The sequence below is a fragment of the Bradyrhizobium sp. USDA 4516 genome, assembly GCF_054055915.1.
Genome location: NZ_JBSRXT010000001.1, coordinates 8314639 through 8339726 on the forward strand (window position 1 = coordinate 8314639; position 25088 = coordinate 8339726).

A 25088-nucleotide genomic window follows, 5' to 3' on the forward strand; every position below is an offset into this window, starting at 1 on the left:
CTTCTGGCGTCCGCCTATTCGCTACGTTCGATGAAGATTTCGACCCGACGGTTTTTGGCACGCCCCTCGGGCGTCGAATTGCTGGCAATTGGTGAATCCGATCCCTTGCCGTCGACATCGACGCGCGAACCATCGGCCAGGCCGGGCTTCAGCGCGGCGGCAACCGCCTTGGCGCGCTCGACCGACAATTCGAAATTCGAGGGGAAACGCACGGTGCGGATCGGCGAGCTGTCGGTATGGCCAACCACCCGGATTCGCCCCGGCTCCTTGTCGAGCGTCGCCGCGACGCGGGCCGCGATCGGCTTGAAACCATCCAGGATGGTTGCCTGACCCGAGGCAAATAGTGCGAGATCGCACACCCTGATCACGATGAAGCTCGCCGTCTGATCCGCGGTCATGGCGCACGCCGTCTTCTCCTGTGCAAGCGCGTTGCGAATGCGCTGCAGCTGGGTGATGCGGTCCGGCGGTGGCGGCGGAGGCGGTGGTGGCGGCGGCGCAACGACGCGGCGCTTGAGCTCGATCGGATCGCCGGGATGCAGTGCCAGCGCGACTTGCGCAGCATTCTCCGCACGGCCAGCCAGCAACGTTCGCAGAACGAAATAGGATCCGGTTAACAGCGCAGCGACCACCGCCGCCACCAGCCAAACCGGAATGCGCAAGTGCTTCCGCCGACCGGCCAAGGCCTGTCCGCGCCAGTGCGGCGACAGATCGTTGGTCGGCTTGGGCCGAACCCGGCGCAGCGTTTCATAGAGGTTGCGCTGGATCACCTGGAGGTTCGCAAGTCCGCCCGGCGACGTCCGGTGGATTCCCTGGAATCCGAGCGCAAGGCAGGCGTGCTGAAGCTCGAGCACCGGATAGTTGACGAGCGGATCAGTCTTCAAATGGTCGAGAATCTCGAAGAAGCGTACGCCGCCCACGCGCTCGCCGAAGAACCGGCTGAGCATCGAATATTGGGCCCAGACGTGCCGGTCGTCGGTCGGAATGTGCTGCACAATATCGTCGGCGGTCGCGCACAGGATATACTTCGCCGTATTGGCCTGGTGCTCGGAAATGCCCGCCGAGCGGATATCCTTCTCGAAGAACTTGATGGCGTCGGCGACCTGCTCCATCAGACTCGCGAATGACGCCCGCATCAGCGCGACGCGCAGCCGGCCAAGCAACTGCAGCAAAGGGCCGCCGGCGCGCATCACCGGATTGGCGTTTGGCGCAACCAGATCGTCGACACGCAACGGCGGTCCGGGCGGCAGGATCGGTTGCGGCGCCTGAGCCTGCGCCGGTGTCGAAATCCATTCCTCTGAGGGCTGGCTGGTCGGCGGGGCGGCGTAGCTTGCGCCCTGCGGTGTGGGAGAAAACGAGGGCGGCGGCGAAGGGGCACCAGGCGAAGCCATGGGCGATGGCGAGTACGCTGGACGGCTGGCAGGTCCCTCGCCTGCTGGAGCTTGAGGAGCCGGAGCCGGCGGCATCTTCCCGCCGGGATTCGGACGGATGATGGTCCGCTCACCCCGACCGAAAGGATTAACCGGCTTGTCCCTGTCGGTCATGGCCGCTCTTCCAGGATGGCCCAAAGGTACAACTCAAGCTCCGGCCAGTCGCCGGAAAAATGCATCCCGATCGAGGCCGCTGTGCTGAACTCGGGCCACAGCGGCGACTTGCGATCGAGATAGAAATAGACGTGGTCTGTGATGGCTCGGATGTGCGGTGGCGGCGTCGGCAGATGCACCAGGGTCAAACCCGGCAGGTTTGCGTGCACGATCTCGGTCATTTTTGTGTTGGGCCCGACCTTGAACAGGTGCGGGAATTCATTCTGGATCTCCACGAGAGGCCGCCGCGCGGCGACCTCCAGCACCAAGGTCGCATTTCGGAACAACGCGCGATCGCGGATCGGCGATACAAATGCGTTCTGGGCGCGTTCGATGATCTCCAGACGGATCGCCCGCCTGCCCAGCCGCGCGCTCAGGAAATCCTGGATGTCGCGGACCAGGGGCGTGAAGACGTATTCGAGGTTGTCGTGATCGTATGCCGGGTAGTCCCGTGCGCGTCGTTCGGTGGTCGCGAAGGTCGCAAGCTCACCGGCAAACCTCAGCAATTCCTCGTAGAGCCGTTCCGGATGTACGCTGCCGGATCGTTTGAAATGAGTCAGCACCGGAATGGTCCGGTTCAGTACCTGCAGCACCAGATAGTCGACGCTCTGCAAACCGCCGCCGGACGACGGATCGACTGCGTAGCGCGCAAGCTCGTCGAGCTTGGTCTCGACCCAGCCGATGATTCGGTTGAGCCAGCCATCGACAACCGGATGCGCGGCGCAGACCAGCATCGGCGGCACAAACTTGTCGTCGAACAGGATGTTCTTGTCGCGCACTTCGAGGATGCGAGCGATGCCGAGACCCATGTATCCCGGCTTGCTCGTCTTGCGCAGCTCGAACGACAGGCGTGGATAGACAACGTCAATTTCTTCTTCGATGCGCAGCGCCGAGGTTGAATCGATAAACGTTTCGGCAGTCCGAACGTAGCGACTTGCGCTGTCGGTGCGATCCTCATCCACCTCCCGCGTATTGGGCGCCGCGACCGGCATCATCAGCCAGACGATCTGGCCTGCGGCCGAATCCGGCACTTCGATGGCTTCCGGGATCGGGCTGTCGGCAGGAATATCGAACGGCGTTCCGTCCGGCATGACGCCGGTCGCACCGCGCACGGCGAATTTGCTCTGCTGGGTAAGATCGTTATCGATCTCGAGCTGGGCAAAGCCCCAGGGGTACGGTGTCGTGTAACGAACACGCTTTTCCAGCAGATGCTCGAGATAGCGATCGTTCTGCTGCAAATGATGCGGCCGCAGGAACAGGCCTTCCGACCAGAACACTTTGCTGTACCAGGACATTCCTACATCCACTCGGCAATGATCGGCGACTGCATCGTCACCGACAGTTCACTTTGACCCCGACTTGTCTGCGCGGTCGTAATATTCGGAGAAATGCAGCATGAAGGTATCGATCGGCGCGCTCTCGTCGCGACCGAGATGCGCGTTCCAGCGCGTCAAAAATTCATCCCAGAGCTTGCTCTTGTTCGAGCCAAACAAGGACCGTGCGCCGCGCTGAAGCTCGAGCTCGCGCGCCATCAGCGTCGGATCGATGCTGGCGATTAGTCCCCGGACGGCATGCTGCATTGCCGCATAGGTCTTCAATTGATGGGATTTGAGGTCCTTGAAGCCCTGGGCGAAGGCATGCGGCGCATCGAGGTAACTGCGCGTCGGCGGCCCGAACAGGATACGCATCGCGTCTTCTGCGGTCGGCGAGAATTTCAGCGGATTGTTCTCGATGGCCTGGATGGTGGTTTGGCTGGTGCTGCGCGTCAGCTGCTTGGCCTGGGTGCGCGCCTGCAGCAGGGCCATCAAGTTTTCCACCGTCATGCGCAGGATGACGCCGAGCTGTTCCGCGAGTTCAGCTTCGGTCTTGTCGGCAAAGAAACCGTCCGGCAGCCCGGCAGCACGTGCGACCAGGCGCGCAAACTCGGGATTGCCGATCGACGCCGCCGTGGCCGGTGCCGGCTCGGCCAGTTGCGGCCGCGGCGCTCCCACATGCCCTGTCGGTGAGGGCACCGGCGGTGGCGGGACAGCCGCGTCGTCGTCGGCCCACACCGACGGTCGGCGCGGCGTCGGCATCGCGTGCAGCACGTCGACCGGCGGTTTTGGCGTGGCGACCGGACCGGCTGCCCAGCTCATGTCGTCGTGCAGCGGCGGCTCGCGTTGAGGCATCTGCGGCGAATGCCGGACAGGATCCACACCCGCCGCGGGAACGCTCGCTGCCCAGTCCAGGAATTCTGGATTGACGGGCCGCGCGGCCTCGCGCGGTTTTCGCAACTGCTGCGGGTCGATTGGCGGCGGCACGTCGCGACCGGGAGCCCACAGTTCCTGGTAATCGGCGTGCTGCTGAGCGAGCGGAGCTTGCTGCTGCGCACCATGGCTCGGCGTGTCCTCGGCAGGCTCATCCAGGTCCAGCGAAACGCCAATGACATAGTGGCCGATGACGAGCCGATCGCCGTTGCGCAGCCGATGCGCTCCTCGAATGCGCTGGTCGGCACCATTGAGAAAGGTGCCGTTGGTCGAGACGTCGTGCAGCCAGTAGCCGCCGTCGCGATAATGGACCTCGCAATGCTTCCCCGAAATCATCCGTGCCGGATCGGGCAATGTCCAATCGAGATGGCGGTCCCGGCCAATGTCGACCGAACGCCTTCCGGTGACGGTAAATGACACAGGGCCGCCGTCTGGAAGGTTCGGCTCGTTCTCGATGTTAAAGCGAAGCACCATCACATCGTCTCGTCAGCGTGGAGGGCGCGGTTCGCCGCGTGCCAATTGAATACCATCCTCCAGGCAGGCCGTCATTATCCGGTCCCTGGACTCACGGGTAAGCCGGCAGAGGCCGATCAAAAGGGCTGCGCGAACCGCTCGCGCCGTCTGATCCGGCTTGGCTTCGACCGGCGCAAATTCCGCGGGAACCACGCTTCCGCCGGACCAACCCGCCGCCAGCGCCAGCCAGGTCGCCGGCTGCTCGGGATCGTTGGCATTGCCGACCGCCAAAGCCTTGTTGCGCGATTGCTCGTCCGGCTGCCGGACCCAGGTCTCGGCGAAATTGAGCGACCTGCCTTCATTGCCGTCGAAATGGTCGAACATCTGGCGCAACGAGCGACAGCCCCAGGCGACGGCCACGCGCCTGGGGAGCAGATACGCGCAGAAGGACACAGCCTGGTGCCAGTTGCCCGCATCGGCCGCCTCCTGCAGGAAATCCAACGACAGTTTGTCCGGAGCGGCTTTGCCGACGTCGTAGCGCGCCAGCGGATAGGCTTCGAAGAGATCGCGGACTGTGCTGAACCGAACCTGATTCATGGCTGTCAGCCGACAATGGTTGGCGTGCCGTGGGCAACCAATGGGCCGCCGGCGGCGAGCGCCATGGCGGCCTGCGCGGTCATGGTGATGGTTGGGGCGTTGATGATGATGCCGGCTGGAGACAGGATGATCTGGCTTGGACCAACCTGCAGGGTGATATTGACGTTGGCCGAAAGGGTGATGCTCAGGCCCGCATCGACGGACTGATCCATCGCCAGCTTGACGTGCTGACCGCCCAATTGGATATCAAGCTTGTCGTTGCCGTTCTTGAGCGTGGTCTTGCGGGTATCGCCGCCGAACGCCGCCTCACCGATGGTCCTGGTCTCGGTGTCGCGGACCGTGACGTCGTAGTCCTTCTCGGCGTGCAGGGTGATCTTCTCGGACCCCTTCTTGTCCTCGAAGTTCCATTCGTTGTAGCCGCCTCCTCCCTTGGTCGAGTCGGATTTCAGACCCGCGATCGTCTTCTTGGACGGCAGGTCGTACGGCAGCTTGTATTCATCGTTGTATACGGTCCCTATCACCAGGGGCCGGTCGGGATCCCCTTCCAGGAATTCCACGACCACCTCCTGCCCGACGCGCGGGATGATCTGACCGCCCCAGCGCTTGCCGGACCAGACTTGCGCCACGCGCAACCGGCACGACCGCTTCTTCTTCCGATCCCAGAAAAAGCGAACATAGATTTCGCCCAGCGACTCGACGTCGATTTCCTCGCTCGAATTGTCGTCCTTGGTCACCACCTTGGCTGTCTGAATGCCGTTGATCCTCGGCTTCGGCGTCGTCATGGGAGATCGAAACGGCCGATCGCTCGGCAGAAATTCGTAGCTGCCGAAGTAGACGTGCTGCCCGGCGTCGCCGGGGCCGCCAGTGCGATAGGATTCGATGGAAAACGAGTGAGCTGCCCGTACCACGAGATATTCGACGTTCTGCGAGTCTTTCGCGTGCTTCTCGAGCTTGGTTAGTCCGCCCGGAAACAGATTGACGGCGTCGCCGTTGCCCCGGCGGCGACGATCCATCGCCTGCTCAGCCTGGAGCTGGATCTTCGCGTATCGCTCGCCGTCGGATTTCTCCTTGAACTTGCCGGGATAGTCGTAGAACTCCATCTCGGATCGCGTGTAGTGCTCGGAGCCCTTGGCGTCGCTGATCATCTGCGCGTTGGGCTTCTGGTAGTTGTAATCGTTCAGCTCGATCTTCCCGGTGCGGAACCGGCGCTCGGACGCCCATTCATAAATATGCTGCTCGCCGCGACGATCGGAGCCGGTAAGCGGGATGTAGGGGATCTTCGCGAGACCGTTGATTGGACTGTGCGAGGACTTGGAATCGGCCAGCACCAGCGTGTGCTTGCCGCCTTCATGCTTGAAGAAGTAGTAGATCCCGTGCTGCTCCATCAACCGGCACACGAAATCCAGATCGGTCTCGCGATATTGAACGCAGTATTCGAGCTTTGGACATGAGCCCTCTTCGGTAAGCTTGGACTCATAATCCGTGAAGCCGCGCTCGTTGAAGACCTCCTTGATGATGTCGGGCGCCTTCTTGTCCTGAAAAATCCGGCAATCGGTGGTCCGCGACAGCAGCCACAACCAGGGCCTCAGCACGATCCGGTAACTGAAATAGTCGTTCTTCACCCCCAGCCATTGGGCTTCCGTGAGAATGCCGCTGAACTCGCGTTCCTTCTCGTGCAATTTGATGGTGAGGGTGCACTGCTTGCCGATGGCCCGATCGAAGTCGAGATCGGCTTCCTCGCTGAGACACTCGATGCGATATTCGAACAGTTCGCTCAGACCTTCGGCGGCCTCGAACCGGGCAAATACCAGAACGTCCTTGCCAAGGGGGGTCTTGAGCTCGCAGAGGCGGGTATCCTGGGTAAGCTGGCCCATGTGGGCGTTAAACTCCCTCGTTGACCGCGCGAGCTGCGCAACCAGCGCAGCAGGCGGTCAAGCACGAACAACCGAAATCCGAGCCGTCCATCGGTGGGATGGCCGGCAAGTCCGCTCGGTGTCACTCTCCTGACGCGGCAACGCACCCGCCCGGGGAAGCCACTGCGGCACTCATGTAGTCGGTTCCAAGCGCTTGCTGGTTCACGGGAAACCGCCACCATCGCGGGAATGAACCGAGGCCGGCGTTGATCTGACCTACCAGTCAATCGGATCATGATCCCCCGCGTGATCCGCCAGATGTCATGGACCTGGTCGAGGGGCCAGGGCCTCGCAGACGGATCCTCTTTGCATGCTCGACGTCGCATCCCTGACCCAGCCCATCGACCCGGACGATCCCTGCGGGCCTGACCTCGATGCGGCCGGCGACGTCCAGTACCTGAACTTCTTCGCAGCTGCGGAATCGCTGCTGCCGATGTCGTATTTCGAGGTCGTCAATGCGAACGGAGAGCGCGGACGCTTCGACCCGAAGGCCATCGATATTGCCGGCCAGTTCGCCGCTGCGCAGCCCCTGTTGGCTCGCACCCGCGATCTGCGCCTGACCATGCTGCTCGCCAAGTTTTCCATCCTGAACCGCGATCTCGACGGCTTCCTCGGCTGCCTGCGGGCAACCACCCTGCTGCTCCGCGAACAATGGGAAGCGGTTCACCCGAGGGGCGAGGACGGCGACTATGCCTTTCGTGCCGTCACCATCGAGGCGATCGACGTGTTTCCGACGGTGATCAACCCGCTCCAATTCCTCCCCCTGATCGAAAATCGAAGGCACGGCAGCCTCAACTACCGTGCCTATCAGATTGCCAAGGGCGAAATTCCCGCCGGCGATGCCGATGTCGACACGCCAGATCTCGGAACCATCGAGCGCATCGTCGGCGAGACCGATCTCGACACCCTCAAGGCGGTGAGCGCCCGCTGTTCCGCGGTCGCTGCCGAGATCGCCGGCATCAAATCGGTTTGGCACGAAAAGTTGAACTCGGGGCAACCCATCAGTCTCGACCGGCTGGCGGGTGTCGCGAATGGCATGGCCGGCTGGCTCGCGACTCTGGTCACCGCACGCGATCCGGCCGCAATTGCCCCGTCCCCGGACGAGCTTGCTCAAGACGGCCCGCAGCTTCCGATCGAAATCGCCGGCGCAGTGACCTCACCCGGACAGGCATCCGCGGCGCTAGCGGCGGCTGCCGACTACTTCGCCCGGAAGGAACCGTCGAGCCCGGCGCTGTTGCTGGTGCGGCAGGCGCAGGACATGGTTGGCAAATCGTTTATCGAAGTGATGCGGATGCTGATGCCGGCCCACGCGGAGACCGCCGCCATCAATATCGGTCGCGACAAGGTCTTCGACCTGCCGATCGAACGCATGGCAGAGTTCGCCGCCTCGCTCCCATCCGCGGCCGAAAATGAGGCTCAAGATACTGTTTTTTCGGCCGAAAATAGAGCGCAGGCGTTGGACTTGCTGAGCAAGGTCGCGTCGTTCTTCCGGGCCGCGGAGCCGTCCAGCCCGATCCCGTTCCTGGTCGATCGCGCACGCGAACTCGCACAGCGAGACTTCCTCAGCCTGCTGAACGAAGTGCTGCCCGAGGGCGCTCTGAAGGCGATCGATAAATCGAATTGAACCCGCCTTCCGTTCGACGGGACTAACTGAACGGAAGGAAGCTCCGCCGACGAAAGACCGAGGCACTTCCCTGCCTGCGTCGCGCAAGTCGGCTTCCGCAGATATTTTTTTTGTGAAGAGGGCAACCCAATGGCAACCGACAGCGGTCAAAAATTCATTCGCCGAAACCGCGCACCGCGCGTGCACATCACTTACGAAGATCCCTACGACGCCGAGCGGCTGATCGAACTGCCGTTCGTCATGGGCGTCCTGTCCGATCTTTCCGGCAACAACCCCGGCATCGAGAAGACGAAGGTCGAGGAGCGCAAGTTCCTCGAGTTCGACATGGACAATTTCGACAACCGCATGGCGGCGATCCAGCCCGGCGTGACGGCGCGCGTCGCCAACCGTCTCAGCGACGGGTCCGACGAAAAGATCTCCGTCAACCTGCGCTTCAACAAGATATCCGACTTCACGCCGGTGGCGGTCGCCCGCCAGGTGCCGGCGACGGCCAAGCTGCTCGAAGCGCGTGAACAGCTCGCCAACCTGCTGCGCTACATGGATGGCAAGGTGGGTGCCGAGGACCAGCTGAAGAAGCTCCTCGCCGATCCTCAACTGATGGCCGCACTGCGCGAGCGCGCGACCGGCCAGTCCACCGAATCCGACAGCAACAGCTAAGGGAAGGAATGGGGACCATGGCAAAAGAAGCAATCCACAAAGAGACCACCGCCAAGGTCGGGACCGTCGAGGCTGACGAGTTCGCCGCCCTGCTGAAGCAAAGCTTCAAGCCGCGCACCGAACGTGCGGCGACCGAAGTCGAGAACGCGGTGTCCACGCTCGTTCAGGAAGCGCTGAAAGATACGAGCGTCATCAAGTCGGACGTGCTCGACACCATCGAGGAGATGATCGCGCGGATCGATCAGAAGCTGACCGCGCAGATGAACGAGATCCTGCACGCGCCCGAATTCCAGGCGATCGAAAGTGCCTGGCGCGGCCTCCACTACCTCGTCTTCAACTCCGAGACCGACGCCAACCTCAAGATCCGGGTGATGAACGTCTCCAAGAACGAGCTGTATCGGAACCTGCGGCTCTATCCCGATGCGCGCTGGGACCAGAGCCCGCTGTTCAAGCAGATCTACGAGTACGAATTTGGCCAGTTGGGCGGCGAGCCGTTCGGCTGCCTGATCGGCGACTACTATTTCAGCCACCTCCCCACCGACGTGCAGTTGCTCCGCGATCTCAGCAAGATCGCCGGCGCCGCGCACGCCCCCTTCTTCAGCGGCGCCGAGCCTACGCTGATGGGAATGGACTCGTGGACCGAACTGTCCAACCCTCGCGACATCGGCAAGGTGTTCGACACGCCGGAATACGCCGCATGGAAGGGACTGCGCGATCAGGACGACTCGCGCTATCTCGGTCTGTGCATGCCGCGCGCACTGGGCCGCCTCCCCTACGGCGCCAAATCGGAGCCGGTGGAAGAGTTCGCCTTCGAAGAGGAGACGGACGGGCACACCGGTGACAAATACGGCTGGATCAACGCCGCCTATGCGATGGCGGTCAACATCAACCGCGCCTTCAAGGAGTTCGGCTGGTGCACGCGCATCCGCGGCGTCCAGTCCGGCGGCGAGGTCATCAACCTGCCGACGCATACGTTCCCGACCGACGACGGTGGCGTCGACCTGAAATGCCCGACCGAGATCGCCATCAGCGATCGTCGCGAGCACGAGCTTGCAAAGGCGGGACTGATCCCGCTGATCCATCGCAAGAACACCGACAAGGCCGCCTTCATCGGCGCCCAGTCGCTCTATAAGCCGAAGAAGTATTTCGGCGACAAGGGCGTGGATGCAACCGCGTCCGACAACCTGTCGTCACGCCTGCCCTACATGTTCGCAGTATCCCGCTTTGCGCATTATCTGAAGTGCATGGTTCGCGACAAGATCGGATCCATGAAGGAAAAGGATGAGCTGACGGTCTGGCTGCAGACCTGGATCAACGAATACGTTGATGCCAATCCGGCCTTGTCGTCAGAAGCTCAGAAAGCGCGCAAGCCGCTGGCCGCTGCGAAGGTTGAGGTCATAGCAAACGAGGAGAACCCGGGATATTACAACGCGCGCTTCTTTCTCCGTCCACACTTTCAACTGGAAGCGATGGACGTCGGTCTCAGTCTCGTTTCGCGCCTGCCAGGCCCGAGCTCCTGACGCCGCGCTATTGCAACCGTCACTCATCAGAGAATTTTGAAAGGGCTATGCTATGGCTGTCGACATCTTTTTGAAACTCGATCCGATCAAGGGCGAGTCGCTCGACGACAAACACAAGGACGAAATCGACATTTTGAGCTGGTCGTTCGGCGAGAGCCAAAGCGGCACGTTCCACAGCGGGTCGGGCGGCGGCGCCGGCAAGGTCGCGGTTCAAGACCTCCACTTCACGCACTTCGTGGACAAGGCGACACCCGAGCTTTTCAAGGTCTGCGCCAATGGAAAGCACATCGACAGCGCCATCCTCACGGTACGCAAGGCCGGTGAACACCCGCTCGAATATCTCAAGATCGAGATGAAGCACGTTCTGGTTTCCAGCGTCTCGACGGGCGGATCGCACGGCGAGGATCGCCTCACCGAAAACGTCAGCCTGAACTTCCAGAAGGTCAAAATGACCTACAAGACCCAGACCGAAAAAGGCGGCGCCGGCGCGTCTCCGGTGTTCGGATGGGACGTTGCGGCCAACAAGGAATGGGCCTGATCGCAGGCTTCCTGCCCGGCGCCGGTTGCCAATAGCGGCAATCGGCGCCGGCTGTACGGGGACCGTCAATGACCGTTACGCCAAGGAAGGACCGGCTCTCTCCGCCATTGATGCTGGCCTTTCGTGCGGCTCATGATGCTCGCGATGCGCGCAAAGCACTCGAACTGCGCGATCAGTTCGGCGAGCGAGTGATAGCAGGACGGCGCAGCGCCGGTCGTTTCCCGATCTCGGAGACGCTGCTGAGGCGCGAGGTTTCGCAGGACGTCGAAACACTCCTCAATACCATTGCCCTCGAATCGACGCTTGACCTGACGGGTCGCGGCTGCGTCCGCACCTCGATCCTGAACTATGGTTTCCCCGATATCGCAAACCGTTCGATCGACGAAGTCACCGACGAGGAGCTTAGCGATGCCCTGCGCATGTCGCTCACGACCTACGAGCCGAGACTCGATCGCAAGTCCATCCGGGTGCGGCGCGACACCTCCGTGGGCGCCGAGCAGCTCAAGCTGCGCTTCGTCGTGCATTCCGACCTGAAATGCGAACCGCTCAACGTACCCGTGGAATTCGTCGCAGACGTCGACCTCGACAGCGGCGATATACAGATCAACCGATTATAGCATGAACCGCGAATTCCTCGACTTCTACAATCGTGAACTGTCGCTGCTGTACGAGCACGCGGAGGGTTTTGCCGAGGAATATCCTGGTATCGCCGAGCGCCTCGGCGGTCTGGTCCGCGACCGCTCTGATCCGATGATCTCAGGCCTGCTGGAGGGCGCTGCATTTCTCGCCGCTCGTGTCCAGCTCAAGCTCAAGCACGAGTTTCCGGAATTCACCGCGAACCTGCTTGAGCAGTTGGTTCCGAATTATCTCGCGCCGACTCCGTCCGCCATGCTGGTCAAGATTCAGCCGACCTACGCCGATCCGGCGTTGCGCGACGGCAAGAAGATTGCGCGGGGCGCCTATTTCGACGCGAACTATCGCGAAAGGGAACGCAGCCTCGCCTGCCGGTTCCGGCTTTGCCGCGATATCGTGCTTTGGCCTTTTGACGTCACCGGCGCCGAATATTTTGCGACCGCGGGCACGTTGCAGGCCCTCGGGATTCCAGTCGGCGGAGAGGTCATCGCCGGGCTCAGGGTCTCCTTGACACACCGTACCGCCGCGCGGCTCGACGAGGAGCCGGCGGACGCGGAGACTCGCAACAAGCCGGAGACCTGGTTCGCTGGCTGCCGCACCAGCGAACTGCCCATCTATCTGACCGGCGCCGAGTCGGACGCCATCGCACTTTACGAACAACTGACCTCGAACTGCGTCGGGCTCTATTTTCGCTATCTCGACGATTTCGGCGATCCGGTCGTCATCCGGGCTCCGAACGACTGTGTGCAGCAAGTCGGCTTCAGCGAGAACGAATCCCTGTTTCCGAACGACAACCGGGTCTTTCGCGGGTCGGAGTTGTTGCGGGAATATTTCGTGTTTCCGCGCAAGTTCCTCGGCGTCAATCTGACGCAACTTCGCGCTGTGATGCCGCGGTTACGCAGCAAATCCATCGATATCGTCTTCGCGTTCAATGAGCACAACTCGCGGCTCGCCGCCTCGGTCCGGGCGGACACGTTCAGTCTCTACACCGCTCCGGCGATCAACCTTTTCGAAAAGACCAGCGATCGCATCCCGATCAAGTCGAATACCTACGAATACCACGTGGTGCCCGACCGAAGCCGCTATCTCGAATATGAGCCGCACCAGGTGCTGGAAGTCTACGCGCACTTTCCGGCGGAAAAGGACAAGCGACGCGTGCGTCCGCTGTACTCCGCCGCCGTCGACAGGACGGCCGGATCGGTCGAGGGACTTTATTACACGGTTCGTCGGTTGCCGCGGCGACGCACCGTCGAAGAGAAGACCTATGGCGCGGCCTCGGACTATACCGGAACGGACATGTTCCTCTCGTTGCTCGAGCCCGGCGACCCGAGCGGCGACGGATCCGCCGCCGAGCTGAGCGTCCGCGCGCTGTGCTCGAACCGGCATCTCACGGAACATCTACCGGTCGGCCAGGGCGGAGCCGACTTTCGCCTGCTGGACGACACCTCGCTCGAGCTGATGTGCATCGCCGGTCCCACCCGGCCACGCGAGCCGGTGGTGGCGCAGTTGCGCAGTCGCAGCGAAATCGCCAATAGCGGCGTCGTCAGCTGGCGCCTGATCAACATGCTGAGTTTGAACTATCTCGGCCTCGTGGAGCGCAGCGGCGGCAAGAACGCCGGAGCACTGCGGGAGATGCTGTCATTGTTCGCCGACCAGTTCGACGATGCGACGGAACGAAAGATTCGTGGCGTGCGCAGCGTCGAGAGCAGGCCCGTGGTGCGGCGGGTGCGTGAGCGTACCGGCAGCGGCGCGGCGCGCGGCCTGGAGATCACGGTCACGCTTGACGAGAAGGCATTCGAGGGCAGCGGCGTGTTCCTGCTCGGAGCTGTGCTGGAACGCTTCTTCGCCGACTATTCAGGCTTCAACACCTTTACCCAGACCGTCATCTCGACCCCGGAGCGTGGCGAGATCATGCGTTGGCCGGCCCGCATGGGCACCCGGAGGCCGCTGTGACGCTGATCGACCAGATGAAGGCCGAGCCCTGGCGGTTCGATTTCTTTCAGACGCTCCGCCAGCTCGAGCGATGCAATCCGGATCGACCGCGGATCGGCGACAGTGCAGCGCGTCGCGAGGAGTTTGTCGACCTCGGTCAAACCCCCTATCTGGAATTTCCCGCCTCCAATCTGAGCTCGGTCGACGATCGTGATGGCAGGCTCAAAATTCTGGTCAAATTCCTCGGCCTGCTCGGACCGCAGGGCGCGCTGCCGCTGGCTACCACCGATGAGAGCGTCGGCTGGCAGTTGATGCGGGACGACGCTTTCCCCCGTTTTCTCGACCTGCTGAACGGACGCTTTCTGCAGTTGTTCTTTCGAGCCTGGGCAGACGCACGGCCGATCGCCCAGCATGATCGGCCATCCGACGACCGCTTCATCGCTTATGTCGGCTCCTTCGCCGGCCTCGGCTCCGATATTTTTGCCAATCGGGATACCGTGCCTGACATGGCGAAGCTGAGCTTCGCCGGGCTGGTTTCACCGAGAGCGAAATCCGCATCACGACTGGCGCGGCTGCTGCAAGGGCTGTTCGATGTCAGGGTCGAGATCGACGAGTTCGTCGGCACGTGGCTCCCATTCGACCCAAGCCATTGCAGCCGGCTCGGCGGGACGCACGCCAAGCTTGGTCACGACGCGCTCCTGGGCTCGCGTGTGTTCAGCGTCGAAGACAAGATCAGGGTTCGCGTGTTCGTGAAGGATTTTGCTCAATACGAGCAGTTCCTGCCCACCGAAGCGCCGAACCTGTCCGAGCCCCTGGCTGACGCCGTCTACTTCTACATCGGCGACGAACTCGAGTGGGAGGTGGAACTTGCCATTCCGGCGGGAGCGGTTGTCCCGATGAAGCTCGGGCAGAGCGGACGCCTTGGATGGACCAGCTGGGTTTCGCCGAACTGGGCCTCGACCGAGGAGTATCGGCGCGATGCACGCTTTCACCTTGCCGAGCGTCTCAGAGCCCGGCGCAACGCTGCGACTGATCAGCAGCCGATTTGAACCTAAGCATCGCTCCGATTGTCCTAACATCATGGGAATTCGAGCCGATTTCCGCGACGACCCGGCATCGCCCGGGGATTGAGCAGGAGGCGCCATCGTGACCGATATCAGCCTTGAGGCCGTGACTGGCAAACTGAACCGGGCCGGCTACGATGCCTTCATACAGGCCCTGCGCCACGCCAAGAGCGTCAGCAACCGTAACGTGGAGCTTGCGCACTGGCTGTTTCACATCCTGCAACAGGAGCGGACCGACCTCAGCCTGTCGGTGGATCACTACAAGCTCGACCGCGCGCGGCTGCTGTCGGACCTCGCAGGCGTCATCAACGGTTTCCGCAAGAACGAAACCGACATGCCGGGCGTCGCCAATTCGGTCATCGATATTCTCGACCGTGGCTGGCACTACGCCACGCTGTTCTTCGGCGAGACCCAGATCCGCACCGGACATCTCCTGGTCGCCGGATTGAAATCGAACGAGATCCGTCGTGCGCTCAACAACATCTCGCAGGAATTCGCCAAGATAAATATCGACGCATTGGCTGCGGAGCACCGCGCCATCTGGGCAGGCTCCGAGGAGGAGACCATGCGTCCGATGGACGGCTCCGGATTGGCCGGTGCCGGTACTGACGGTACAGACCGGGCGAATCCCAAGGGGACGACGCCACTCGACCGGTTCTCCCAGGATCTGACCGCCAAGGCCAGATCGGGCCAGATGGACCCGATCCTCGGTCGAGACGACGAAATCCGCCAATTGATCGACGTGCTGATGCGCCGGAGGCAAAACAATCCGATCCTCACCGGCGAGGCCGGCGTCGGCAAGACCGCCGTGGTCGAGGGATTTGCCCAGCGCATTGCCGCCGGCGAGGTGCCGCCGCCGCTGCGCAACGTCAGGCTCTGCGCGCTGGATATCGGCCTGATGCAGGCCGGTGCCTCGATGAAGGGCGAGTTCGAGCAGCGCCTGCGCTCGGTGATCGACGAGGTACAGAACTCGCCTACCCCGATTATCCTGTTCATCGACGAAGCGCACACGCTGATCGGGGCCGGTGGCGCCGCCGGCACCGGCGACGCGGCCAATCTCCTCAAGCCTCCCCTCGCCCGCGGCACGCTGCGGACCATCGCCGCCACCACCTGGGCAGAGTATCGCCAATACATCGAAAAGGACCCCGCACTCACACGGCGCTTTCAGCCGATCCAGGTCGATGAGCCGGATGTCGAGACCTGTTGCATCATGCTGCGCGGTCTCCTGGGCCCGATGGAGAAGCACCACGGCGTTCGCATCTCGGACGCCGCGATCGTGACCGCGGTCAACCTGTCGCATCGCTACATTCCGTCCCGACAGCTGCCGGACAAGGCGGTCAGCTTGCTGGACACGGCTTCGGCCCGAGTAGCCATCAGTCAAAGCGCGACGCCGGCCCTGATCGAGGACGCTCGCGTCGCGATCGCGGCCCGCGAGGCCGAACGATCGGCGCTGGTCAGCGACGGCGATCTCGGGGACGAGAACAGCGAGCGCATCACCACAATCGACGGCGACATCGCGACGCTGAAGGCCAAGCTGTCCGGCCTGGAGGCCGACTGGGCCAAGGAACAGGAGCTCGTCAAGGACATCCGCAGCATTCGCGAAATCCTCTCCGAGAACGGCGACGAAGATCGAGCGACGAAGCGCGTCGAGTTGCGCGGCAAGTTCGAGACACTGGAAGGCATCAATCCGGAAAAGCGGATGATCTATGCCCATGTCGACCAGCAGTCGGTGGCCTCTGTCGTGTCCGACTGGACCGGTATCCCGACCGGCAGAATGATGCGCGACGAGATCGAAACCGTCCTGAAGCTACCCGAAATTCTCAATCGACGCGTGGTCGGCCAGTCCCACGGGCTGACGATGATTGCGAAACGAATCGAGACCAGCCGCGCCAAGTTGGACAACCCGTCCAAGCCGATCGGCGTTTTCATGCTGGCCGGACCGTCCGGCGTGGGTAAGACAGAAACCGCCCTCGCGCTTGCCGAAACCCTTTATGGCGGTGAGCAGAACATGATCACGATCAACATGTCGGAGTTCCAGGAGGCCCATACGGTCTCGACCTTGAAGGGCGCACCTCCGGGTTACGTCGGCTATGGTGAAGGCGGCCGGCTCACCGAAGCGGTCCGGCGCAAGCCCTACAGCGTTATCCTGCTCGACGAGGTGGAGAAGGCCCATCCCGACGTCCATGAGATCTTCTTTCAGGTGTTCGACAAGGGAGTCATGGAAGACGGCAACGGTCGGCGAATCGATTTCAAGAACACATTGATCATTCTGACCACGAACGTCGGCACCGATCTCATCATGAGCCTGGCGCGCGATCCCAAGTATCGCAACGAGCCGGAAGAACTCGCCAGGCTGCTGCGGCCGGAATTGCTGAAGGTGTTCCCTGCCGCCTTGCTTGGGCGCATCGTCTCGATCCCCTACTTTCCGCTTTCGGACGAGATGCTTGCCGGCATCGTCAGATTGCAGCTCGACCGGATCGGACAGCGCCTCCGCGATAATCACAAGGCTGCCTTCGGCTACGACGATGCAGTCGTCGAGCACATCGTATCCCGTTGCAACGATCCGGACTCCGGCGGGCGGATGATCGATAACATCATCACCAACACGCTGCTGCCCGAACTGTCGCGTGAATTCCTCAGCAAGTCTCTCGCCAAGGAGGAGGTCAAGCAGACGCGCGTCTCGATCGTGAACGACAAGTTTGCATATTCGTGGAACTGACTGCGATGAACATCCAGACCGAGCACCGCCAGCCGACCACCGGCACCACAGCATACGACGAGGTGTATTATCCCGGGCATGTCTACGGGCTCACTCACCCGAACCATCTGGCAACGATCGCTGCGGTCTACGGCATGCAGCCGGCTCCGGTCGAGCGCTGCAGGGTCCTGGAGCTCGGCTGCGGCGTTGGCGGCAATCTGTTGCCGATGGCTTTTCAATATCCGGACAGCGAGTTCATCGGTATCGACCTGAGCGGCGTTACGATCGAACGCGGACAGCGGAACATCGCCGCATTGGGCTTGAGCAACATCAGGCTTCTGCATTGCGACATCATGGATGTCGACGCTGCCTTCGGACAGTTCGACTACATCATCGCCCATGGCGTGTATTCATGGGTACCACCGATCGTGCGCGAGAAGATGATGTCCATCTTCAAACGGAATTTGGCGCCACGGGGGCTCTGCTATGTCAGTTACAACGCGCACCCGTTCTCGCATCTTCGCGACATGGTCCGCGACATGATGCGCTACCACACCCGGCGCATCACCGGGATGAAGGAGAAAGTGGGACAAGCTCGCGCGATCGTGAAATTTCTCAGCGAAGGATCGAAGTCCAGCTCGGTACACGGTACAGTCATGCGCGACCAGTGCAACCGCGTGCTCAAGGCTCCGGACGAGTTGCTTTTTCACGACGATCTCGATTCTGGCGCGACGGCGTTCCTGCTGCACGAAGTCGTCGAAGACGCCGGCCGACATGGGCTGCAATATCTGAGCGACGCCGATTTCTCACGACGCTATCTTGCCGGTTACACCGAAGAGGTCCGCGCCACGCTGCAGCGCTTTCCCGAAAGCGAGTTCATGGCGCGCGATCAGTATCAGGACTTCATCGACGGCAACGGGTTTCGGCGTACGTTGCTCTGCCACGAAGGCATCTCCCTTGACCGCAAGGTCGATCTCGACTTCATCACCGCCTTCTATCTGCTGAGCACCACCAGCCCACGTCGCCCCGACGCCTGCCTGACCGACGATTCCGAGATGGAATTTGAAAATCAGGACGGCAGCCGAATCACCGTGACCAATCCGCTCCTGAAGGCCGCACATCTTTGTCTCGGCCGGGCCTGGCCGCGCGCACTCTCGTTCACTGAACTGCTCGATGGCTCCCGGACGCTGCTGGACGGCCGGCAAACAGCCGATGACCAACGGATATTGACGGAAGCGCTCTATATCCTGGCCTGCAGCGGCGAGGTCTCCTTTCTGAAATCACGGCCGTTTCTCGTGAAGGAAGTCACGGATTGTCCGCAGGCGAGTCTGCTCGCCCGCAGACAGGCGCAGAGCGGCCCGCTGGTCACCAATCTGCTTCACCAAACCGTGCAGTTGGAGGACGACAGGACGCGCCACTTTCTGCAACTGCTCGACGGCTCCCGGACGATCGAGCAAATCACAGCCGAAATGACTGAAATCTTCGGACCGACCATCCAGGTCAAGCAATTGGATGATGCCGGGCAGCCCGCCGAGCCGTTGCTGCTGTCAACCCGACAAAGCGTTGACCGTTCGCTGGCGACGGTCGGCAAACTGGGTTTGCTGGTGGCCTGAGGACGGGCGGCAAGGAGCCGGCCCGTCATTTTGTGGAGCGGACGCCCCACGTCCCATCAGCCGTCGTGGGTGTATTGTTGGCCGAGCAGCCACCCGGTGAGAATGCCGCCGGGTCCGCTGGCATAGACCACACTAAGGCCGACACCGGCGCGCAGCATCCGCCATTCATGCTCGCCGACCCAGGGAATGCCGGGATCACCCTTCTGATATTGCGACAGCAACGTTCGGGCGACTTCCGCGGCATTGGCGTAGATCGGGCCGTTCGCCCAGCGGGGTCGCGGCAGGCCCGTCATGCGGCAGTAGAGCGCGGTACAGACATAGGCGGACGCCTCCTCCGCATTGCCGTCAAGGCCAGTACGCAGCAGATCGTAAGCCGCATGCAAGGCCTCGTGGACGATATAGGCTTCGTCCATTCGCCCCGTCGCCGACACGACCTCCAGCGTATTCGCCGCGACGACCGTACCGTCCGCCCGAGTCCGCGCGACGTCGTTATATTGTGCCGCAACATTTGCCGCGAGGTCCGTCGGAACTCTGACGCTGACCTGTCCCAACCGGATCGCGCGAGCGACGTGATGGAACGTTTGCGGTGCAATCGTCACGTGGCTGCCACGGATCGGAAACCGGAAGCGAATGCGTGCGACCGCCGGGCCATTGAGTACGTCTAGCACCCTGCTCCGAAGTGACATCGGATCGTCCTTGCTGTTGACACTGCTCCACGAATGGTGGTCGGCGTTTCCGGTTAGGAGGTTCAGTTGAACCCGGCCCCGGCCGGATCAGACAAATCGGGGACTGGCTTTCACTCGGAGGGCAGCCCCGTGACGACCACCGACCCGACCACGACCGACACTTACCGCAAGATCGCGGCGCGGCTGACCATGCTCCGGCCGCAGATCGATCTGTCGAAATATTTCGCGGGGCCGAATCCCAATGTCCGCCTCTATGACGAGAAGGCCTATATCCGACGCCAATTGGAGAAGTATGGCGTCGCGGCCGCGACGAGCACGCTCGACGGCGTCACGTTCCTGCCCAAGGACTGGGAAGACCTGATCAAGACGCTGCGCATTGCCAAGACGTCGGACGGATTCGACGCCTTCGCCGAAGGCAAAAGCCCGGAGAAGCCGTCGCATTGGGCCCTCGATCTGTCGATGGCAGCCACAATCGGCAAGGGATTCCGGGAGATCTGGCGCCCAAAACTATCCGACCGGCCGCTCTCGACGCGAGACCTTCCGGGCCGGCACGGCTTCGGGCTCGGGCGCGGCCGCGGGCAATGGAGCGACGACTATAGCGCGCAGTTCGGCAAGGACCCGCAGCCGCAGGACATCACGTCGCTGCATTTCGCGGTAGCGCCGGACCGGGTCAATGTTCACATCGACGAGACCGGCTTCGTGTTTGAGGGCGCAGACGGCGCCCTCACGGTCGGACCGAATTTCGGCCACCACGCCGTCAATGAACTGCTCTGGAAGAGCAATCCTCACCTGCCGCGCTGGGCGATCGATCACATCGACCTGATCCTGCCGAACAGCGCCAACGATTTTTCGCGATTTGGCGTTTCGGTCGACCTGTATCAACGCAAGGACTTGCGCGTCACCGTCACCGGCTCCTGCGGCATTTTCGGAGGATTCGAGTGCTCGGGAACGTTAAGCGTCAGTGGAACGCATGATCTGCTTGGCTCCAAGCCGAAAGGCGCGCGCTGACGATCGCATGTCTGCGATCGAGGGTGCGGCAGAGCCGCTTGAACCGGCGCTTCAGCAGACGCGACTGAGGGATAGGCTCGCCGACGCAAAATGCGTCCTACAGTTTATGCCAATGGTGTTGTTGCAATGGCGCCCTTAAAGCCCCCCGTCTGGCTCGATACCAATATTCTTATAGACATACAGAACGGGCAAAGAGCTGCGGCGAGCACCGCCGAGAAAGCGCTCAGCCGACGCTTCGAGAATGAGATTCTCAATCTGGCCAAGGACGGTCACGAGGTTCTGATCTCACCGCGGGTCAAGTTTGAATTTCTAAAGGGAGCGCGTGCTCAGTCCGGCGAAAAATTGCTCACTGACTTGCGGATCGTCGAAGACAAGATGATGACCCAGGTGCCCCGCGCGCAAGTTTGGAAGTGGGGCAATGAGGGTTTGAATCACGGGCTTTCCGCGTTCGATTCCGATGTTGTTGCCCAGGTCAGGGCAGGCGGAGTGGCTCGCGGCATCAAGAATCCGGTGTTGCTGACCAGGGACAGCGGAGGAACGCTCATTGCTATGCGCAGGAGAGGCGTTCAAGCGCTCGACTTCCGGGCACCGGAGGTGAGATTGAAGGTCCCGCGGAACACACCGACCCCGCCAGAGGTCCCGCCGCCCCCGGCAGGCTCCGTCGCTGGCGAAGGATTTTGGAGCGCGGCCAAGGCCGGCTTCAAGGCGGGTTTAAAGGAGGCTTTCAAGGCCGAGAACATCGCCGCGATGATCCCCGATCTGGTCCTTATGGTGGCTGACAAGGTCGCGGCCCGGGAGGCACTCAAGAACATTCAAGTCAAGTTCATCAAGGAGGGGTTTGCAAAGGGCGTTGCAGCGGGCGTCATGGGTTGGTCCGAGGAGGAAGTTGCATCAAATCTGATGAACCGCATCACCGCGTTCAGAGTTCAAGGTCTGGAAGACCCTGCTGGCATCCTGACGCGCGCGACCATTCTGCAAGTGGCCGAAGCGTACGAAAACTATGCGGTGGTGATTGGATTTCAGTTCAGTTCTGCCAAGGACCTGAAATGGAAGCGCGAGATGGTCGCCAGGGGCTCCAAGATTCTGCATCAGTATGGATACTATTTCGGAACCGATCCGCAGGCGCTATTTGAGTACGAGTTCATCGACAAGCTAGCGTGGACGCTTCAGCCGACCACCAATGCGATAGTTGAGCCCGCAATCCGCCACTGAAAACGATCATATTGCTGGTGATTGCTCATGCCGCAATTGAAAGACAAAGTAGGACGGTTTGCCGCCACGGGTCGCAGCTGCCAGAACTGGAAGCAGGACCAGGAACTGGTCATCTCGCTGCTCAACAAGATCGCCATTTCCGACGGAGGAGCCGAGACCACGCTCAAACCGCAAATGGTCGTGACGGGTCACGCCAGCGACAGCCTTTACAACTCGATCCTGTATTTCCAGAAAAAGAACTTCCCGGGCACGCCGGACGGCCATATCCGGCCTGGTGGGCCAACCTTCACTCGGCTCGTTGATCTCGCGACCAAGGCAGCCGCCAAGCCTCCTCCTCCCAAGGGTCAATGGGACGGGATCGCGACGCCATCCGTCGATGCCGCACTTCGCAAGGGTCTGCTCGACGATTCCAAGCTGGACTATGGGGAAGTCGTCGACATTATCAGGGCGACCGTCACGGACGGCATGGTCACCGCATTCGAGCTGGACGACCTGACCACTATTGCAAACACCTCCAGAACGCTTTCTCCGACTTCGAAGAAGCTCATCACGCTCTTCGTCGGCGACGAAAAGAAGAAGTGGCTCGGGGTTGGACCGTACGACCTCAACTCGGATCAAAAGAAGCTCGCCGCGGAGATGGTCTGCGATTTCCTCAAGAACACGAGGACCACATTCTTTCCGAAGCTCGACCCGCACCGCGTCGGGATAGGCATTCTCAGGCGAATTGCGAAGCCGAGCCTCATAGATCAGGATCAAGCGAGCATGTGCGGCCCCTCCGCGCTGATGTTCAGCTACGCATCCGACAAGCCGGGGCAATATGCGCGGTTCGCCATCGATCTGTATCAGAAGGGGCAGGCGAACCTCGGCCGCCTGCTGATCAAGCCGGGAAAGGACGTGAAAAACTACACGCCGCCCTACTCGCTGGACCACGTCGATTGGCTGACTTGCGCCTCCATTCGCGACTCCGAAAATTGGTTCCTCGATTTTGACGACACCGGCAGAATAAGCGACGTCGCGGGGATCACCTTGCCGAGCGAAATGGAGCAATGGTTCCGCAAGGCCGGATACCAGGACGTACGCGAGGAGACCAATCTGAAATTCAGCAAAGGCATCGACAGCGTCAACGAAGCCAACGCCCTCCTCGCCAGTGGATACCGCGTATGCCTGTTCATAAGCGCCAACATGATCGAATATGACGACCAGTCGGATGAAGGCTCGGTGTTGACGCGGCACTGGGTCGTCTTGCGTGACAGGATACAAGTGTCGAACGGAAACGTGACGACAACGATCTTCACATGGGGCAAAGGAGATTACGCGATCCCGCATCCGGGCAAGGGTGGCGCTCAGAAGCCTCTCTCGATTGGGGACTTCCTTATGAATTATTACGGGTACATTGCTGCCAAAGCGTGAGTGGAGAACAAGCGCTCTCACCACGCGTTGAGGTCGGTGACGAGTTGCTTGTCCAGGGACAAGCTTTCCATGCCGCTGGAAAGCAAAATGCCGCTTCGATTATGGTGCCCACTGCCGGGAATGTTCCGCTTGTGGTGCAGGAAGTGACCGACCTCGTGCGCCATGACGCCAACGAACGCCTCGCCATAGTCGAACACGGGTGGATTGCCCTGATCGACAACCACGAAGACCTGCTCGTCGGGCAGATACTCTCCAGCCGCCTCGTTATCCATTGCGTCATAGTCGCCGACGAGAAAGCACGTGAGATCGGCGCCGCGCACCTTGAACGGGACGATCTCCTTGCGGAAAACATCCCGCGAGATTTTTGGCCCCAGGGCTTTCCGGACCGTCATCCAAGTCGCCTCTGCCGGGGTGAAGAAGATATTTGCCTGAGCCCCGAACGTCCAGTTCAGCTTGGTGAGGAACCAGGGCACGTCGTCCGGCGTCCATTTCGTGGCGTTGATCAGATTGCCGGATTGATCGAGGTGCTTGAGGAATTTGAACGCGATCGTGAAATCCTTGCGCGGCAGAATGGCGACATCCAACTTGATGCTTGTGCTGCCGCGTACGGCTTTAAGCTCGGGAATGCCTTTATCCTTGGGCGAGACCTTGAGGCCGCGCGCAGGGCCGGCCGGCCGTGCGGTGGCATACAGCGCTGTACGCAAACGCAGCAACTGGTCGTCGCGCTCCTGTCCTTTTTGCTCCCTGAAGCGAGTCTTGATGTATTCCTGAGCGACGCGTTCGACGTCATCGAGCCGCACATCCTCGACCAGGAGTCGATTGCGATCATACGACAGGCCAACGTCCTTGCTGTCGCGGAGGCAGACCAGGTTGAAGCCTCCCCGAGGAACGATCATGAAATTTTGCGCAGCGTACACACCCGAATTCTGCAGGAACTGAACGAAGCTCGGCATGGCTCCCCCCACCCCTCCTAATCCACGGACGGGATCTCGCCCGGTCCATCGCGCCGAGCATATCCATCCGGGATCGCGTCCGGTTGAGCGCGCAGATAGCGGAAATTGGCCTTGCGAGGCAGTTGATTTCGCTTGGTGTCGTTGAGCAGCAAGGGCGAATGCCGACACAAGCCGAGCGCATTTCGAAGAAGATCTTTCCGGCTGGGGGCTTGCGCCCTGAGCTGACCTTCACGCCGTTTGGCCGGCATGGCGGGACCACCGAGGCGAGCACGTCCGGCCCCACAAGAACGCGACTGATGAAGAACGGCCAATGGTCATCGACCAAAGCGATGGCGCACGACCTTCATCATGACGACGAGGCCAAGCACGCACAGATCAAGCGGCGCAAGCAGGCGGCCAGAAAGTGAACGTTTGTCGGAATGGATTCGGCGCTGTTGTCGGAACGGAAATCAAATATTCCGATAAGTACCTCAAATTATTGGAGCGGGTGAAGGGAATCGAACCCTCGTATTCAGCTTGGAAGGCTGCTGCTCTACCATTGAGCTACACCCGCATCTCGGGTTCACCTAACACGGCCGGGCGGCGGCCTCAACTGCCCCGGCGTGCGTTCTGTTCTCCGGTAAACGAAACCATTTCGCCGCAATCCGGCCGGTTTTCCGGCGCGGCCGGGCCGGAGGCGGCCTTAACAGCGGCGGATTCGGCACCTATATTGGAAGTCCCATCAACAAAGAAAGGAGGTGATCTAGTGTCT

General features: G+C 61.4%; 20 protein-coding genes and 1 tRNA gene. 13 read left to right on the plus strand and 8 right to left on the minus strand.

Annotated features, from left to right (window positions below):
• Positions 1–14: 14 nt before the first annotated feature.
• The 5 genes from tssL to ACVI1L_RS38530 form a co-directional block, all read right to left on the minus strand.
• Positions 15–1388 carry a type VI secretion system protein TssL, long form gene (gene tssL / locus ACVI1L_RS38510; protein WP_283809217.1) on the minus strand — a complete coding sequence of 458 codons (1374 nt, stop codon included), beginning with the start codon at positions 1386–1388 and terminating at the stop codon, positions 15–17.
• A 149-nt stretch (positions 1389–1537) separates the two neighbouring features.
• A complete protein-coding gene (gene tssK / locus ACVI1L_RS38515) occupies positions 1538–2875 on the minus strand; it encodes a type VI secretion system baseplate subunit TssK (protein WP_456785207.1) in 1338 nt (445 codons plus the stop codon).
• Positions 2876–2923: 48 nt separating this feature from the next.
• Positions 2924–4300 (minus strand): type VI secretion system-associated FHA domain protein TagH, encoded by a 1377-nt coding sequence (gene tagH, locus ACVI1L_RS38520; RefSeq protein WP_456785208.1) that lies wholly within the window; start codon positions 4298–4300, stop codon positions 2924–2926.
• A gap of 12 nt (positions 4301–4312) precedes the next feature.
• Positions 4313–4876 carry a DUF6931 family protein gene (locus tag ACVI1L_RS38525; protein WP_057019592.1) on the minus strand — a complete coding sequence of 188 codons (564 nt, stop codon included), beginning with the start codon at positions 4874–4876 and terminating at the stop codon, positions 4313–4315.
• Positions 4877–4881: 5 nt separating this feature from the next.
• On the minus strand, positions 4882–6750 hold the full coding sequence (locus ACVI1L_RS38530) for a type VI secretion system Vgr family protein (protein ID WP_456785209.1): 1869 nt from the start codon (positions 6748–6750) through the stop codon (positions 4882–4884).
• A gap of 349 nt (positions 6751–7099) precedes the next feature.
• Between ACVI1L_RS38530 and ACVI1L_RS38535 the strand changes: the two genes are divergently transcribed.
• The 9 genes from ACVI1L_RS38535 (at position 7100) to ACVI1L_RS38575 (ending at position 19068) form a co-directional block, all read left to right on the plus strand.
• Positions 7100–8413, plus strand: coding sequence for a type VI secretion system protein TssA (locus ACVI1L_RS38535; RefSeq protein ID WP_057019594.1), 1314 nt, complete (start codon positions 7100–7102; stop codon positions 8411–8413).
• A gap of 129 nt (positions 8414–8542) precedes the next feature.
• Positions 8543–9070 (plus strand): type VI secretion system contractile sheath small subunit, encoded by a 528-nt coding sequence (gene tssB, locus ACVI1L_RS38540; protein ID WP_057019595.1) that lies wholly within the window; start codon positions 8543–8545, stop codon positions 9068–9070.
• A gap of 17 nt (positions 9071–9087) precedes the next feature.
• Positions 9088–10590 carry a type VI secretion system contractile sheath large subunit gene (gene tssC / locus ACVI1L_RS38545; protein WP_057019596.1) on the plus strand — a complete coding sequence of 501 codons (1503 nt, stop codon included), beginning with the start codon at positions 9088–9090 and terminating at the stop codon, positions 10588–10590.
• Between the two features lie 52 nt (positions 10591–10642).
• A complete protein-coding gene (locus ACVI1L_RS38550) occupies positions 10643–11128 on the plus strand; it encodes an Hcp family type VI secretion system effector (protein WP_016843423.1) in 486 nt (161 codons plus the stop codon).
• A gap of 68 nt (positions 11129–11196) precedes the next feature.
• Positions 11197–11745 carry a type VI secretion system baseplate subunit TssE gene (gene tssE / locus ACVI1L_RS38555; RefSeq protein ID WP_092082332.1) on the plus strand — a complete coding sequence of 183 codons (549 nt, stop codon included), beginning with the start codon at positions 11197–11199 and terminating at the stop codon, positions 11743–11745.
• A 1-nt stretch (position 11746) separates the two neighbouring features.
• Positions 11747–13714: a type VI secretion system baseplate subunit TssF gene (gene tssF, locus ACVI1L_RS38560; protein ID WP_456785210.1), complete on the plus strand. Its 1968-nt coding sequence runs from the start codon at positions 11747–11749 to the stop codon at positions 13712–13714.
• Positions 13678–14742, plus strand: coding sequence for a type VI secretion system baseplate subunit TssG (tssG, locus tag ACVI1L_RS38565; RefSeq protein WP_225160383.1), 1065 nt, complete (start codon positions 13678–13680; stop codon positions 14740–14742). The genes tssF and tssG overlap by 37 nt, the downstream gene beginning before the upstream one ends.
• Before the next feature lie 97 nt (positions 14743–14839).
• Positions 14840–17476: a type VI secretion system ATPase TssH gene (gene tssH, locus ACVI1L_RS38570; RefSeq protein WP_456785211.1), complete on the plus strand. Its 2637-nt coding sequence runs from the start codon at positions 14840–14842 to the stop codon at positions 17474–17476.
• Between the two features lie 5 nt (positions 17477–17481).
• Positions 17482–19068, plus strand: a complete 1587-nt coding sequence (locus ACVI1L_RS38575) for a methyltransferase regulatory domain-containing protein (RefSeq protein WP_456785212.1) — start codon at positions 17482–17484, stop codon at positions 19066–19068.
• A gap of 56 nt (positions 19069–19124) precedes the next feature.
• Here ACVI1L_RS38575 and ACVI1L_RS38580 read toward each other — a convergent pair whose 3' ends face one another.
• Entirely contained in the window at positions 19125–19754 is a 630-nt protein-coding gene (locus tag ACVI1L_RS38580) for a hypothetical protein (RefSeq protein ID WP_456785213.1), read from the minus strand.
• Positions 19755–19883: 129 nt separating this feature from the next.
• Between ACVI1L_RS38580 and ACVI1L_RS38585 the strand changes: the two genes are divergently transcribed.
• The 3 genes from ACVI1L_RS38585 to ACVI1L_RS38595 all read left to right on the plus strand — a co-directional run bounded on the left by ACVI1L_RS38585 (position 19884) and on the right by ACVI1L_RS38595 (position 23384).
• Positions 19884–20762: a hypothetical protein gene (locus tag ACVI1L_RS38585; RefSeq protein ID WP_456785214.1), complete on the plus strand. Its 879-nt coding sequence runs from the start codon at positions 19884–19886 to the stop codon at positions 20760–20762.
• 90 nt (positions 20763–20852) lie between these two features.
• Positions 20853–21974 carry a type II toxin-antitoxin system VapC family toxin gene (locus tag ACVI1L_RS38590; protein WP_246786609.1) on the plus strand — a complete coding sequence of 374 codons (1122 nt, stop codon included), beginning with the start codon at positions 20853–20855 and terminating at the stop codon, positions 21972–21974.
• A gap of 27 nt (positions 21975–22001) precedes the next feature.
• Positions 22002–23384: a hypothetical protein gene (locus tag ACVI1L_RS38595; RefSeq protein WP_141339675.1), complete on the plus strand. Its 1383-nt coding sequence runs from the start codon at positions 22002–22004 to the stop codon at positions 23382–23384.
• A 17-nt stretch (positions 23385–23401) separates the two neighbouring features.
• On the opposite strand, the gene ACVI1L_RS38600 is transcribed toward ACVI1L_RS38595, so the two are convergent.
• Entirely contained in the window at positions 23402–24337 is a 936-nt protein-coding gene (locus ACVI1L_RS38600) for a hypothetical protein (protein ID WP_200844460.1), read from the minus strand.
• An 83-nt stretch (positions 24338–24420) separates the two neighbouring features.
• Here ACVI1L_RS38600 and ACVI1L_RS38605 point away from each other — a divergent pair, with 83 nt between their 5' ends.
• On the plus strand, positions 24421–24744 hold the full coding sequence (locus ACVI1L_RS38605) for a hypothetical protein (protein WP_456785215.1): 324 nt from the start codon (positions 24421–24423) through the stop codon (positions 24742–24744).
• A gap of 72 nt (positions 24745–24816) precedes the next feature.
• Here ACVI1L_RS38605 and ACVI1L_RS38610 read toward each other — a convergent pair.
• Positions 24817–24890: transfer RNA gene (locus tag ACVI1L_RS38610), tRNA-Gly, on the minus strand.
• Positions 24891–25088 lie beyond the last annotated feature (198 nt).

What these genes read in the sequence shown, in the direction of transcription:
- tssL (WP_283809217.1), bottom strand. Translation starts at nt 1,388, where the DNA reads ATGGCTTCGCCTGGTGCCCCTTCGCCGCCGCCCTCGTTTTCTCCCACA.
- tssK (WP_456785207.1), bottom strand. Translation starts at nt 2,875, where the DNA reads ATGTCCTGGTACAGCAAAGTGTTCTGGTCGGAAGGCCTGTTCCTGCGG.
- tagH (WP_456785208.1), bottom strand. Translation starts at nt 4,300, where the DNA reads ATGGTGCTTCGCTTTAACATCGAGAACGAGCCGAACCTTCCAGACGGC.
- ACVI1L_RS38525 (WP_057019592.1), bottom strand. Translation starts at nt 4,876, where the DNA reads ATGAATCAGGTTCGGTTCAGCACAGTCCGCGATCTCTTCGAAGCCTAT.
- ACVI1L_RS38530 (WP_456785209.1), bottom strand. Translation starts at nt 6,750, where the DNA reads ATGGGCCAGCTTACCCAGGATACCCGCCTCTGCGAGCTCAAGACCCCC.
- ACVI1L_RS38535 (WP_057019594.1), top strand. Translation starts at nt 7,100, where the DNA reads ATGCTCGACGTCGCATCCCTGACCCAGCCCATCGACCCGGACGATCCC.
- tssB (WP_057019595.1), top strand. Translation starts at nt 8,543, where the DNA reads ATGGCAACCGACAGCGGTCAAAAATTCATTCGCCGAAACCGCGCACCG.
- tssC (WP_057019596.1), top strand. Translation starts at nt 9,088, where the DNA reads ATGGCAAAAGAAGCAATCCACAAAGAGACCACCGCCAAGGTCGGGACC.
- ACVI1L_RS38550 (WP_016843423.1), top strand. Translation starts at nt 10,643, where the DNA reads ATGGCTGTCGACATCTTTTTGAAACTCGATCCGATCAAGGGCGAGTCG.
- tssE (WP_092082332.1), top strand. Translation starts at nt 11,197, where the DNA reads ATGACCGTTACGCCAAGGAAGGACCGGCTCTCTCCGCCATTGATGCTG.
- tssF (WP_456785210.1), top strand. Translation starts at nt 11,747, where the DNA reads ATGAACCGCGAATTCCTCGACTTCTACAATCGTGAACTGTCGCTGCTG.
- ACVI1L_RS38575 (WP_456785212.1), top strand. Translation starts at nt 17,482, where the DNA reads ATGAACATCCAGACCGAGCACCGCCAGCCGACCACCGGCACCACAGCA.
- ACVI1L_RS38580 (WP_456785213.1), bottom strand. Translation starts at nt 19,754, where the DNA reads ATGTCACTTCGGAGCAGGGTGCTAGACGTACTCAATGGCCCGGCGGTC.
- ACVI1L_RS38590 (WP_246786609.1), top strand. Translation starts at nt 20,853, where the DNA reads ATGCGTCCTACAGTTTATGCCAATGGTGTTGTTGCAATGGCGCCCTTA.
- ACVI1L_RS38595 (WP_141339675.1), top strand. Translation starts at nt 22,002, where the DNA reads ATGCCGCAATTGAAAGACAAAGTAGGACGGTTTGCCGCCACGGGTCGC.
- ACVI1L_RS38600 (WP_200844460.1), bottom strand. Translation starts at nt 24,337, where the DNA reads ATGCCGAGCTTCGTTCAGTTCCTGCAGAATTCGGGTGTGTACGCTGCG.